Origin of the sequence: Komagataeibacter sp. FNDCR2, assembly GCF_021295395.1 — a bacterium.
Lineage (GTDB): Bacteria > Pseudomonadota > Alphaproteobacteria > Acetobacterales > Acetobacteraceae > Komagataeibacter.
This window is the reverse complement of sequence record NZ_JAIWOU010000001.1, coordinates 2194010-2206314: the sequence shown is the minus strand read 5'-3', so window position 1 is coordinate 2206314 and position 12305 is coordinate 2194010. Positions and strand designations below refer to the sequence as shown.

The following is a 12305-nucleotide window of genomic DNA, read 5'->3' as shown; positions in this document are numbered from 1 at the left end:
GTGATGCCACGGTCGCCGCGCGGGAAACATGCGCGGATGGCTGTGGATTTTACGTCACACTTCACGCGGCAATTCCGCCAGCGCCCCCGCCGCATGCCCCCTGCCAGCGGCGGATTTGCGCCCATGTGCGCGCTGCAATGCAGGCACAATATATGTCCATCAGGTGGCTAGCGGATTGCACAACGGCAATCCCATGCTAGAGAGTGACGCAAGAAAGGGCTTATCGCCCGGTTCAGGATTCTTGCAAACGCATTGGGCCAAACGCATTGGGCCATTCCGCCATGCCACCACGGCGGAAGAAGCGAAGACAGAGGAAGCGGAAACGAGCATGCGCGCAGAGACAGGATCGAATTCTTGGTCGTCCCGCCCGTTCCCGTCCCTACGCCGCTCGGCGCTTCGTGTCGTGGGGGTGACGCTTGGCCTGCTCGGACTTGCCGCCTGCGCGGCCCCGCCCCCCACCGACCCGGACGCACTGGCTGAATACAAGGAAGCCAACGACAAATACGAGAAGCTGAACCGCAAGGCGTTCGGCCTGACCATGTGGGCCAATAAATATACCCTGCGCCCGGTGGCCAAGGCCTATATCTGGGCCGTGCCGCGCCCGCTGCGCAATTCGTTCGGCAGCCTGTACCAGACCATGAACGAGCCGGTCGTGTTCTTTAACGACGTGGGGGCTGGCAAGCCGCGCCGCGCGGGTGACGCCTTCGTGCGCTGGTGCATCAACATGACGGCGGGCATCGGCGGGCTGATCGATGTGGCGAATTACGCCGGCTACACGCATCATGACAATGACGCCGGGCTGACGCTGGCGACATGGGGCGTGCCGTCGGGGCCGTACCTGTTCCTGCCGGTGCTGGGGCCGTCCTCCTTCCGTGACGGCGTGGGTTACGGTATTGATGTCGGGCTGTCACCATGGAACTACGTGCCGCGTGGCTATGGGCTGCTGACCTTCAACTGGGCCTATAACATCATGGGCACCATCAACGGCATGGCCACCAATGTCGATGCGCTGGACCAGGTGATGAAGGATTCGCTCGATCCCTACGCCACCATCCGCAGCGCCTACCAGCAGCAGCGCAAGGCGATAGCGGAAAACATCAAGAACGACCGCCGGGCCACCGTGCCTGACTGGTACTCAAACAGATAACCGGAAAAAGGGACATAGCGATGCAGACACCCTTCCCCCGTCGCCACGCACTGGCCCTGCTGGCAACATGCGCTGCCGCCCTGCCCGTTGCCCCGGCATGGGCGGTTGATGCCCTTACGCAGGCCCGTTCCTTTGTCAGCATGTTCGGCAACAAGCTGGTCAATATCGTCAACAGCGACCAGCCGCTGGAAAAGAAGAAGCAGGACATCCTGCCCCTGCTCAACCAGTATGTCGATGTGGACGCCATCGCCCGCTTCTGCCTTGGCCGTTACTGGCGCATCGCCACCCCCGAGCAGCAGGCCCGCTACCTCAAGCTGTTCCATGACGTGCTGGTCAACGCCATTACCGACAAGATCGGGGATTACCGTGGCGTGACCTTCGTGGTCGGCACGAGCGTGCCGTCGGGCGATGACACGGCGGTGTCCACCGTCATCAACCGTCCCGGCCAGCCTGGCGCGGACACGCAGTGGATCATCAGCACGAGCAGTGGCGGCCCGAAGGTGGTGGACGTGGTGGGCGAAGGCGCCAGCCTGCGCCTGACCCAGCGGCAGGACTACGGCTCCTTCATCGCGCGTAATGGCGGCAATGTGGATGTGCTCCTGCGCGCGCTCGACAAGCAGATCGCCAACCACCACTGAACCGCAACGCCCGCACCCCGGTCATGGTGCGGGCCTTGTCCCGGTTTCCCTCGGGCCGACAGAACAGCCTGAAAATTTCAAAGATGTTTTTTCCCGGAAAGCTACAGGGAACGCTGCCTTTTTGAAAAAAGGCGGCACCTGGAAACCTTTATTCCTATTAATGGACTGTTTTGAAACAGTCCTTAATGCAGCGACATGGGCTTCGCCGCGGGACGCAGGCTCTGGTAAAGCAGGATATCGGGTCCATGCGCCTCTGGCGGCGTGTCGCACACGCTCATTCCCGCGCCGCCAAAAACCTGACGGCCTACAATATCGCTTTCCCTTACATAGGAAATGGCCCGCCTGACCCCGCCTTCATGCGCGAAGGCCAGCGCCAGACTGGTGGCCTCGCGTGAAAGCCCGGTTTCGTGTTCATGCGGGAAAATGGAAAAATGCAGCTCGTGACAGTCAGGCGAGACGGTGGATGGCTGCACGCCCGCCAGACCGATAAACCGGCCCTGCTGGCGCACGGCGAACATGCCCACGCCTTCCCGCCCCCATGTCATGAGATCGGTCGTCATGTCCCGCTCGCTCAGGACACGGTTGCACACACCGCCCGCCAGCCGCCCCGTTACGGTGGCGCTGGCCTTGAGCCGGACAATATCTTCCAGATCCCCCCAGGAGACCGGATCAAGCTGTAGTCGGCCTGTCTGTATGCGGTATCTGCCACCCATGGCTGCCTCCGTCACGGCAGGAATTACGACCTGCGGTTATTGAGGCAGATAACGGGCCGGGTGGCAAATGGAATCAACGCTCGATGGGGCGGTACTTGATCCGGCTCGGCTCGGTCGCATCGGGGCCGAGGCGGCGGCGCTTGTCTTCCTCATAGGCCTGGAAGTTGCCTTCGAACCATTCCACGTGGCTGTCCCCCTCAAAGGCGAGGATATGGGTCGCCAGACGGTCAAGGAACCAGCGGTCATGGCTGATGATGACCGCGCAGCCCGCGAATTCCGCCAGGGCATCCTCCAGCGCGCGCAGGGTATCGACATCAAGGTCGTTGGTCGGTTCATCCAGCAGGATGACATTGCTTTCCCGGCGCAGCATCTTGGCCAGATGCACGCGGTTGCGCTCACCGCCCGACAGCACGCCCACCTTCTTCTGCTGGTCCGCGCCCTTGAAGTTGAAGGCCCCCACATAGGCGCGCGACGGCACGGCGCGCTTGCCAAGATAGATGACATCGGTCCCGCCGGAAATTTCCTCCCACACGGTCTTGTCGTCATCCAGGCTGAAACGTGACTGGTCCACGTAACCCAGCCTGACCGTCTCACCAATGGTCAGGGTTCCGCTATCGGGCGTTTCCTGCCCCATGATCATCCTGAACAGGGTGGACTTGCCCGCGCCGTTCGGCCCGATCACGCCCACGATGCCACCGGGCGGCAGCTTGAAGCTCAGGTCATCGATCAGCAGGCGGTTGCCGAACCCCTTGCGCAGGTCTTCCGCCTCGATCACGGTGCTGCCCAGACGCGGGCCGGGCGGAATGACGATATCGGCCACGCCATTGGCCTTTTCGTTATTCTGGGCCAGCATTTCCTCATACCGGGCGATACGGGACTTGCTCTTGGCCTGACGCGCCTTGGGGGAGGAGCCGATCCATTCCTGCTCCGCCGCAAGGGCGCGCTGGCGGGCGCTTTCCTCTTTCTCTTCCTGCGCCAGACGCTTGCGCTTCTGCGTCAGCCACGAGGAGTAATTGCCCTCGAACGGATAGCCACGGCCACGTTCGAGTTCGAGAATCCAGTTGGTGACGTTATCGAGGAAGTAACGGTCATGGGTAATGACCATCACCGTGCCCTCGTAATCACGCAGGGTCTTTTCCAGCCACGATACGCTCTCGGCATCAAGGTGGTTGGTCGGTTCGTCCAGCAGCAGCAGGTCGGGCTTTTCCAGCAGCAGGCGGCACAGGGCCACACGGCGGCGCTCACCGCCCGAGAGCTTGTCCACCGGGCTGTCGGCGGGCGGGCAGCGCAGGGCCTCCAGGGCTATTTCCAGCTTGCGGTCAAGCTCCCAGCCATCGCCCGCATCGATCACTTCCTGCAATTCGGCCTGTTCGGCCAGCAGGGTGTTCATTTCGTCATCGCTCATGGGTTCGGCGAACTTCATCGAAATCTCGTTGAAGCGGTCCACGGCCTTTTTCAGCTCGCCAAAGCCCAGCGCCACGTTCTCGCCAACCGTCAGGCTTTCATCCAGCTTGGGTTCCTGTTCCAGGTACCCCACGCGCGCGCCTTCGGCGGCCCATGCCTCGCCACCGAATTCCTTTTCCACGCCCGCCATGATCTTGAGCAGCGTGGACTTACCCGCCCCGTTGACGCCCAGCACGCCAATCTTGACGCCGGGCAGGAAGGACAGGGTAATCCCCTTGAACACTTCACGCCCACCCGGATACGCCTTGGTCAGGTCCTTCATCACATAGACATATTGTGTGGCGGCCATGACGGTCGGCTCCTGATAACTGAGGGATAAAGTGGCAGATCACGCGCGCGGCCCGCACGGACGCGGCGCGCGCCGGGCTACAGTGCCGCATGCTAGAAAGCCTGCGCCCGGCAGGACTTGAACCCGCAACCAAGCCGTTATGAGCGGCCCGCTCTAACCAATTGAGCTACGGGCGCGCAGGCAGCCCCTGATCTCGCGCATGTGGAAGGATTTGGCAAGGTCCATGCATGCTTTTCCCTACATTTTTTCCACGCCCCGCGCACTGGCGCGCACCGGCGCCACGTTCATGATCGGGCGCATGCGGGCCCGGCCGCCACAGAACATGACTTGCGCACAAATCGGTGCGGGCTATACGGTCACCCCGTCAGATCACGCCGGGGCGGCCGACGTCGCGGCACATAACGAACAGGACAGGCGGCAGGAGGCCTGACATAATGGACGTATCGAAGATTCCAGCCGGCAAGGACGTGCCCAACGACATCAATGTCGTGATTGAAATTCCGCAGGGTTCCGGCGTCAAATACGAAATCGACAAGGACAGCGGCGCGGTGGTGGTGGATCGCATCCTGTTCACGCCCATGGTCTATCCGGCCGCCTATGGTTTCATCCCCAACACGCTGGCCGCCGATGGCGACCCGACCGATGCGCTGGTCCTGATGCCCGCCGCCGTGGTGCCGGGCTGCGTGGTGCGCGCGCGCCCCATCGGCATGCTGAAGATGGAAGACGAGAGCGGGCAGGACGAAAAGATCATCTGCGTCCCGCACGACAAGGTGCATCCCTATTATTCCAAGGTGGAAAAGCTCGAAGACCTGCCCGAGATCGTGCTGCAGGAAATCGAGCATTTCTTCACCCGCTACAAGGATCTGGAAAAGGGCAAGTGGGTCAAGGTTTCCGGCTGGGCGGACAAGAAGGCCGCCGGAGAGGCGATCCTTGAATCCGTCAAGGCCGTAGCGGCCAAATAAACAACTGCACGCCGCCGCCGGGTCCGCATGGCCCGGCGGTCAGGCCACTTCCGACAGGGCGGGACGCCCCCCGCAGGCGACAAGCTGGCCGATCAGCGAGTGATAGCGCGCCATATAGGTCCGCATGTCCAGACTGTCTTCCGCCCGGGCGCGCGCCTGCGCGCGCAGGCGGCGCGCCAGACGCCTGTCTTCCAGCAGTTCCAGCACGCCATCGGCTATGCGCCCGGGTTCAAGGAAGGGTACCAGCCGCGCGGTGCGGCCATCTTGCACGAACTCCTCCACCGGCGGGGTCCGGCTCCCCACAATGGCGCAGCCACAGGCCATGGCCTCACGCAGGGACCATGACGCCACGAACGGATATGTCAGGTACACATGCGCGTCCGACCGCTGGAGCAGGCGGCGGAAACCGCCATGATCCACCCGGCCCGCGAAATGGACCCGCGACAGATCCAGCACACCCCCCAGTTCCGCCAGCATATGCTGCCGCCATGTCGCGCCGGCGGGTGCGCGACCGCCATAACTGACCCCGTCCCCCCCCACCATGATCACCCGCGCATCCGGTCGCGCGCGCAGGATACGGGGCAGCGCACGCATGAAGACATGGAACCCACGATAGGGTTCCAGATCGCGCGCGACATAGGTCACCAGTTTTTCACCCGGCCGGACATGAATATCGCCCAGGGTGAAAGGCTGCATGCGGGCATGGGGCGCGGGCGCGCATTTTTCCAGATCCACACCCTCCGGCATCAGGGTCAGACGCCCGCGTGCCCAGTCGGGATAGGTATCGCGCTGGAAGCGGGTGGGCGTATGCCCCCATCCCGGCCCCGCGAGGGCCAGCAGGTTCAGGCTGTTACGCGCGCGCACCAGGGGCGCCACACTGGCTGGCGGCGCGAATTCCGGGTCGAACCCGACATCGAGGCCGGTGGGGTGGTAGAAGAATTCGTAATATCCCAGCATCGGCACATCGGGGTACACATCGGCCAGTTCCAGCATCTCCCCCCAGCCATGGTGGCCGATGATGATGTCGGGCACATATCCCAGCCCGCGCAGCGTGCGCGCCGCGCGCGCCACCTCCGCCGCGCGCTGCATGCCACGGGCCAGTTCCCCCACGGGGGCCGGGGCGTCAACGCGCGCCGCCGGTGGCAGGCTGTAGCAGACCCGCCGCACGCCGGGCATCTGCATGCGCCCTGTTTCACTTATGAAAACAACCTCGTTTCCGCCCCGCGCATGCAGGTCGCGCAGGAGATGCACGAACTGGCCCGGAAAATTCTGGTGTACGAACAGGTATTTCATCCATCCCTCCTCCGTCCCGTTACGATTGCGCGGGTTTGCGCCGCCACCATGGCCGGGGGCCATCGGCCACGTTCCGCGCGGTTTTGCCCTGTGGCGATGCCGTACGGGCGGGGATGGCCCGCCGGGGCCGCCGCGCGCGCGTGGCAGGTGGGGTGGCCGCCAGCACTACGTCTTCCGCCGGGGCCGCAGGGGGCGGGGTCTGGTCGATGGCGCGGGGCCGGATGTGAATGCGGAAGGCCTCGAGCGGGGTCAGGGCCGGGGTCATGACCGGGGCGTCTTCCACCGGCCCAAGGCGGGTCCCATCGGTAAAACCGGCCTCGACATGGCACTGCAATGTCCGGGCGGCCTCCCCTTTCAGCCGGACGCGCAGCCCCAGCACCGGCAGGGCCATGCCCCGGCTGCCGCAATACGCCCCGCCCTCCACCCAGGGGGAGAACCAGTCCTGACCCAGTATGGCCTGATATTCCAGATCGCACGCGGCGATGCCGTCCGGGGGCACAATGGCGAATCCCTCCACCCACTGGCCGCTGCCACGCTCCCCCATCCATTCCCCCAGTGCGGCCTTTACGTCGCCCCGGCGCTGGATATGGGCGGTCATGCCGCCTTCCTCTTCCACAACCACGGGTTCGGCGCCCGGCGGCGCGGGTACCGGGTTGTCCACGCGCGGGGCGGGACCGGACAGGCGCACCACCTGCACCCCCGGCAGGTCACGGCCTTCCGTCCCGTCACGATAGGTGGTGACCAGTACCGCCCCCCCATCGTCGGGCACCCGTACCAGCGCGGCCCCGTCCCGCGCGCCGATCCAGCCTTCCGCATCAAATGTGCTGATCCGCACATGCGCCATGCCCGGCGGCACGCTGATCCGCATGCCCGATACGCCCCCCACGGCGGCGACCACCGGGGCCGGGGCGTGAAAGATGCAGTACGTACCGGCCTCCAGCCGGATAAGCCGGGCGCTGGCCTGTATCGTGCCTGCCTGCCCGGCGGGGAGGGGGGTGGGCTGAATTCCCATTATCCTTCCCTTCCCGGACAGAAGGAAAAGGGAAAATGCTGACCGGCCTGAGAAATGGGAAGCAAGACGGGCCTCTTTCCTGTGGTCATGAACGGGCCCGGGCATAAGACAGCAAAAACGTATTCAATTGGTGAACGGGCAGTCCGGGCGGGACACACCAGCCGCGTCCCGTCGCGCGGATGCGCGCGGCGGGCGCGCCCAGGTCGAAAGCCACACTGCGCAGCCCCGCCCGCCACAGCAGGGTGAGGGTGAAACACCATGTCTCGGGACAGACCGAGGGCACGAAACCGACCTGCCCCGCACAGCCGCGCAGAAGGGTCACCGCGTCATCCGCCTCGTACGGGCCGGTGATGAAGACACGCCCGGTTTCCAGCAGGGGCGCGTCATCACATGTATGCCCGACCACCATGAACTCCAGCGGCAGGTCGCGCGCCGTGGCGTCACGCGCGGCGGCCAGCAGGACGCCATGCCCCTTTTCCGGGCCGATCGCCCCGGCCACGACCACCCGGCACCGCCCCGTGGGCGGCGGCAGGCCGGAGGCGGGCAACTCATCCCCGGCGGCAGCGAAACAGGTCAGGCCCTGATCGGGGCGGTCATCTTCCAGTGGCTGTATGTCATAGGAAATAGCGGGGAAGTACCGCCCCAGCCTGCGCGCCACATCGGCACTGGGCACGACCACGCGCCGCGCGCGGGCAAGGTCGCGGGCCGTATCGCGGCGCAGGCGGCCGACATCCGCCTCATCCCCCAGCGCGCCCAGCGTATGGATACAGGCCCGGCACCCCGCCATATCCGGCTCGCCACAATACCGGCCCGCCGGGCCGACCAGCGTGATACGCGGGCAGATGCCCGCATAGTCATGCACATGGCGGTCATACGGCACCCCGAATTCGCGGCCCAGCCGGTCGCACAGTTCGCGCACCCGGCCGCCATGGCCCAGATGGTGGTGAACCTCGATGCGCGCCAGCCCCAGCGCGCGCAGCAGCGCGACAAGCACGGGGCCATATTCAGGCCACCGGAGGGAGAGCGGCGGGCAGTCTCCTTCCCGCGTGCCATCGCTCAGCACGAACCCGCCGGGCGCGGGTGCCAGCACGACCGGCAGCAGCCCCCGTGCCCGCCACATTTCCGCGCGCCGGGCGACGACCCGACCGACCCCGCCCGCCTCGGCATGGGTGACCAGCAGCACCGCGCCGTGCAGTCCCGCGCGCACTCCCGCCCCCCGCCAGACCAGCAGGGACAGCCGCTGGCGCGCCGCCGCCAGCGGGTCGGCCCCGACATGCGCCCGCACCAGCGCGTCATAACCGGGAAAGAGCCGGTTCAGCACCCACAGGTTGCGCTGCTGCAATGCCGCGCGCCTCCACCCGAAGGAAACGCTCCCCACATGCCCCACGAACACGCCCGGCGCCGCCCGGTGCCGCCAGCCCGCCAGCCGGGCGCGCATGGAAAAATCATTTTCCTCCCCATACCCCCGGCCAAACAGTTCCGGGCGGAACGCGCCGGTCTGGCGCAGGCAGTCATGGCGGATCAGCATGCAGAAGCCATGGGCGGTGGGAATGTCCACATCCCGCCCGCCATTGGCGCGCAGGGCCGCGGCCATGAGGTGGCGCACCGCCTCCACCCCCCCGGCCAGCGGTCGCGGCCGGGCCGGATCCGGCCATGTCAGGATCGAGGCGTCATTGGAAAGGGGTGAGACCGTGCCCGTATCGGCGCGCGCATAGGCCACGCGCCGCAACTCCTCCAGCCAGCCCGGCGCGACCAGCGTATCGCTGTTGAGCAGGACGACATCCATGCCCCGCGCATCAGCCAGCGCCGTATTGACCGCCGCCGGATAGCCGCCATTGGCCGCGTGCCGCCGCAGCATGATGCTCCCCTGGGCGGCGCGGTCATCCAGCGCGCGGGCCAGCAGGGGATCGGGCGTGGCGTCATCCACCACCATGACCTGTACCGTCACGCCGCCCACAGGTGACGGCAGGCTCTGGCGCACGCTGTCCAGACAGGCGAGCGTGCGCGCCCGGTCGGCATAGACCGGAATGACCACCCAGCAGCAGGCCGCCCGTCGCGGCGCGCGCGCGGGCGCGGCCCCGCGCGCAGGCGCGACGGGAAACACCCGGCGCGCGCGCGGCAGGCGCACCGGCAGGGGGGATCCGGTCAGATCCCGCCCATCCGCCATGACGACGCGCACGGCGCCATGGGGTGCGAGATCAGCCCAGTTCACGCCAAACCCCCATACGGGCAGGCCGGGGCCATGGACGCCCTCGCGCACCGTAGCGGACAGGGCCAGCGGTCGCCTGCCATATGCATCTTCCACATGGAGTTCGGGGCGGCGATCCGGTTGCGCGGGCATGAAAATCCAGCCCGTGATTCCCTGCACATCGGGCCAGACGGCCCCCATCAGGCAACATAACGCCGCCGGGTCCGGCTGGCTGCCCAGCAGGGGCATGCCATTATGCACCACCATAATGTCACGCGCCCGCCGCCAGTGCTGCGGCAGGGTCAGGGTCCTGCGGGCAGGATCAGGAGACCGGATCTTCCGCCCATCCAGCCTGACCTCCGGCCGGTTTCCATCAGGCAGGCCACCCCAATGCAATCCGCCATCCGGATCCAGCGCGCACCAGCCGGGCAGCGCCATGTGCCGACAGACCAGATCCGCGGGAAGGCGCAGGGCCGGATCAAATCCGTACACGCGCAGGAAATGCTCAAGCGCCACGGCCGCGCGCGCCCATGCGCCCGCCATGCAGCAGGCCAGCACCAGCAGCCGCGCCCCCGCACGAAAAGGCTGCGACGCCAGAACCGTTTCCACCGCGCGGGCCGCCCCCACGCCATCACCAGCCCCCAGACGGGCCGCCGCCAGTGCGTACCGCACCGCGCCATCCGCCGGGGCCAGCCGCGCCGCGCGTTCCATCCACGCCAGGGCCAGCGCGGGCTGCCCCCGTGCCGCGAGATCGTGCGCATGCCGCATGGCCGCCGCCATGTCCGCGCCGGGCATGGCAATGGGTGGCGCGGGGGGATCAGGAGGCGGCCTATCCCGCATCCATATGCTCCAGTTCCGCCCGCGCCGCGTCCACACCCTGTGCCGCCGCCTGCCCGAACCAGTAGCGAGCCTGCGGGACATCCACCGTACCCGCCAGGCCACGGGCCAGATACCGCCCGAGCATAAGCCGCGACAGCGCATGGCCACGCTCCGCGCCCAGACGGAACCAGTGCAGCGCCCGTGCGCGGTCGGGCGCTATGTCGTGCCCCCCGCCATACATCGCGCCAAGAGAAAACATGGCTTCCACCCGCCCCGCGCGGGCCGCGTGGTGATAGAGCGCCAGCGCGCCCGCATGGTCTCGCGGGCCGCCCCGCCCATCCAGCCTGAGCTGGGCCGCGACCAGACAGGCTTCCGGCAGGCCATGGCGCGCCGCCAGTTCCAGCCAGTACCGCGCGCGCGCCGGATCGGCCTGCATGCCCCCGCCGCCCAGAAGCATGCGCCCCAGCCAGTACTGGGCATTGACCACACCGGCACGGGCCGCGCGTTCCATCCACACCACCGCCTGCCCCGGCTGGGGCGCGCACCCCACGCCCGCATGCAGGCTGACGGCAAGGTTGAACGCCGCGACCGGGTCACCCGCCCGCGCCGCTGGCGCGAAATCAACGACCGGGGCACCGACGACCCCATTTCCCGGCCCCTGTGCCGGAAATGTTGCGGCCGGGAATGTTGCGGCCAGATCCGTCATGGCCGCGACATTCCCCAATGCGGCGGCACGTTCCAGCCAGATGCGGGCCTGCGCGGCATCGGCGGCGACACCGCGCCCGGCCACATACAGCAGCGCCAGCATGTGGCAGGCCATGGCGTGGTCCTGCTCCGCCGCCATGCGATACCATTTCACGGCCTCATGGTCGCCGGGAATGGCGGCTTCGCCATGAACATGCAGATCCCCCAGCAGGGTCGCGGCCTCCCGGTCCCCCGCCAGCGCCGCGCGGCGCAGCCATGTCTCGGCGGCCATGACATCGCGCGCGGCCCCCGTTTTTCCCTGTAGCAGCAGCGCGCCATAACGCGCCTGCGCGGGGCGCACGCCCCGTTCGGCGGCGCGCGCGTACCACTGCGCCGCCCGCGCGCCATCGGGCAACACGCCCCAGCCCCGTTCATGCAGCAGGCCAAGCATGTACTGCGCCGTGGGCAGGCCATGTTCCGCCGCACGGACCAGGGCGGCCACCGCATCGGGATCGGCGCCCGGCACGTCGCCACCGGCTGCAAGATGTACTACCGCCAGACCCAGATCACCCTGCGGGCATCCCGCCCGCGCCGCCCGCGCGCACCATGCCCCTGCCGCCTGCGGGTCGCGCGCGCAGTCCGGACCCGTGGCCAGCAGATAGCCATACAGGGCCTGTGCCTCCGGCAGGCCGGCCTGCGCGGCGCGACGTGCCCAGCCCATGGCCGCGAGCGGGTCGGGCCACTGCTCCAGCCCGGCGGGCAGCGCCACGGGCAGCAGGCCATCGGCCCCGCGCCGGTGCGGCGGGTCGAGCAGCAGCATGAGGGCAAGGGAAAAACCGGCCTCCGCATGGCCCGCGCTGGCGGCCGCGTGCATCCAGCGCACGCCCTCAAGGGGGCTGCGGGGCACGCCGGTCCCTTCCAGATAGGCGCGCGCCACCTGATACTGCGCCGCCACCATGCCGTCGCGCGCCAGCACGCCCAGCAGGGCGAAACCCTGCGCCGCGCGCGTTTCGTGTTCCAGCAGGCGGCACGCGCGGCGGAAACGGGCAATGGGGGACAGCCCCCCCACCAGACCGGACAGAAGCCCGCGCACCGG

General features: G+C 67.4%; 10 protein-coding genes and 1 tRNA gene. 4 read left to right on the top strand and 7 right to left on the bottom strand.

What is annotated here, in order from left to right; genetic code table 11:
- Positions 1–409: 409 nt before the first annotated feature.
- Together LDL28_RS10445 and LDL28_RS10440 are read left to right on the top strand one after the other, a co-directional pair.
- The gene (locus LDL28_RS10445) at positions 410–1147 is read left to right on the top strand and encodes a VacJ family lipoprotein (protein WP_233059269.1); all 738 of its coding nucleotides are present in this window, start codon (positions 410–412) and stop codon (positions 1145–1147) included.
- Positions 1148–1167: 20 nt separating this feature from the next.
- The gene (locus LDL28_RS10440; protein WP_233058490.1) at positions 1168–1785 is read left to right on the top strand and encodes a phospholipid-binding protein MlaC; all 618 of its coding nucleotides are present in this window, start codon (positions 1168–1170) and stop codon (positions 1783–1785) included.
- Positions 1786–1967: 182 nt separating this feature from the next.
- Here the strand turns inward: LDL28_RS10440 and LDL28_RS10435 are convergent, their stop codons facing one another.
- The 3 genes from LDL28_RS10435 to LDL28_RS10425 form a co-directional block, all read right to left on the bottom strand.
- A complete protein-coding gene (locus LDL28_RS10435; RefSeq protein ID WP_233058489.1) occupies positions 1968–2498 on the bottom strand; it encodes a GNAT family N-acetyltransferase in 531 nt (176 codons plus the stop codon).
- A gap of 73 nt (positions 2499–2571) precedes the next feature.
- Positions 2572–4251: an energy-dependent translational throttle protein EttA gene (gene ettA, locus LDL28_RS10430; RefSeq protein ID WP_233058488.1), complete on the bottom strand. Its 1680-nt coding sequence runs from the start codon at positions 4249–4251 to the stop codon at positions 2572–2574.
- Between the two features lie 102 nt (positions 4252–4353).
- Positions 4354–4427: transfer RNA gene (locus tag LDL28_RS10425), tRNA-Ile, on the bottom strand.
- 47 nt (positions 4428–4474) lie between these two features.
- Between LDL28_RS10425 and LDL28_RS10420 the strand changes: the two genes are divergently transcribed.
- Both LDL28_RS10420 and ppa read left to right on the top strand, forming a co-directional pair.
- Entirely contained in the window at positions 4475–4681 is a 207-nt protein-coding gene (locus LDL28_RS10420; RefSeq protein WP_233058487.1) for a hypothetical protein, read from the top strand.
- Positions 4682–4685: 4 nt separating this feature from the next.
- The gene (ppa, locus tag LDL28_RS10415) at positions 4686–5213 is read left to right on the top strand and encodes an inorganic diphosphatase (protein ID WP_233058486.1); all 528 of its coding nucleotides are present in this window, start codon (positions 4686–4688) and stop codon (positions 5211–5213) included.
- Between the two features lie 39 nt (positions 5214–5252).
- Here ppa and LDL28_RS10410 read toward each other — a convergent pair whose 3' ends face one another.
- The 4 genes from LDL28_RS10410 to LDL28_RS10395 all read right to left on the bottom strand — a co-directional run bounded on the left by LDL28_RS10410 (position 5253) and on the right by LDL28_RS10395 (position 12302).
- On the bottom strand, positions 5253–6506 hold the full coding sequence (locus LDL28_RS10410) for a glycosyltransferase (protein WP_233059268.1): 1254 nt from the start codon (positions 6504–6506) through the stop codon (positions 5253–5255).
- Between the two features lie 19 nt (positions 6507–6525).
- Complete coding sequence (locus LDL28_RS10405) at positions 6526–7518, bottom strand: hypothetical protein (protein WP_233058485.1); 993 nt, start codon at positions 7516–7518, stop codon at positions 6526–6528.
- A gap of 85 nt (positions 7519–7603) precedes the next feature.
- The gene (locus LDL28_RS10400; RefSeq protein WP_233058484.1) at positions 7604–10546 is read right to left on the bottom strand and encodes a glycosyltransferase; all 2943 of its coding nucleotides are present in this window, start codon (positions 10544–10546) and stop codon (positions 7604–7606) included.
- Positions 10536–12302, bottom strand: coding sequence for a tetratricopeptide repeat protein (locus LDL28_RS10395; protein WP_233058483.1), 1767 nt, complete (start codon positions 12300–12302; stop codon positions 10536–10538). The genes LDL28_RS10400 and LDL28_RS10395 overlap by 11 nt, the downstream gene beginning before the upstream one ends.
- Positions 12303–12305: the final 3 nt, after the last annotated feature.

Excerpts from the sequence above, each read along its gene's own strand:
- LDL28_RS10440 (WP_233058490.1), top strand. The coding sequence starts at position 1,168 with ATGCAGACACCCTTCCCCCGTCGCCACGCACTGGCCCTGCTGGCAACA.
- LDL28_RS10400 (WP_233058484.1), bottom strand. The coding sequence starts at position 10,546 with ATGCGGGATAGGCCGCCTCCTGATCCCCCCGCGCCACCCATTGCCATG.
- LDL28_RS10405 (WP_233058485.1), bottom strand. The coding sequence starts at position 7,518 with ATGGGAATTCAGCCCACCCCCCTCCCCGCCGGGCAGGCAGGCACGATA.
- LDL28_RS10420 (WP_233058487.1), top strand. The coding sequence starts at position 4,475 with ATGCATGCTTTTCCCTACATTTTTTCCACGCCCCGCGCACTGGCGCGC.
- LDL28_RS10410 (WP_233059268.1), bottom strand. The coding sequence starts at position 6,506 with ATGAAATACCTGTTCGTACACCAGAATTTTCCGGGCCAGTTCGTGCAT.
- ppa (WP_233058486.1), top strand. The coding sequence starts at position 4,686 with ATGGACGTATCGAAGATTCCAGCCGGCAAGGACGTGCCCAACGACATC.
- LDL28_RS10435 (WP_233058489.1), bottom strand. The coding sequence starts at position 2,498 with ATGGGTGGCAGATACCGCATACAGACAGGCCGACTACAGCTTGATCCG.
- ettA (WP_233058488.1), bottom strand. The coding sequence starts at position 4,251 with ATGGCCGCCACACAATATGTCTATGTGATGAAGGACCTGACCAAGGCG.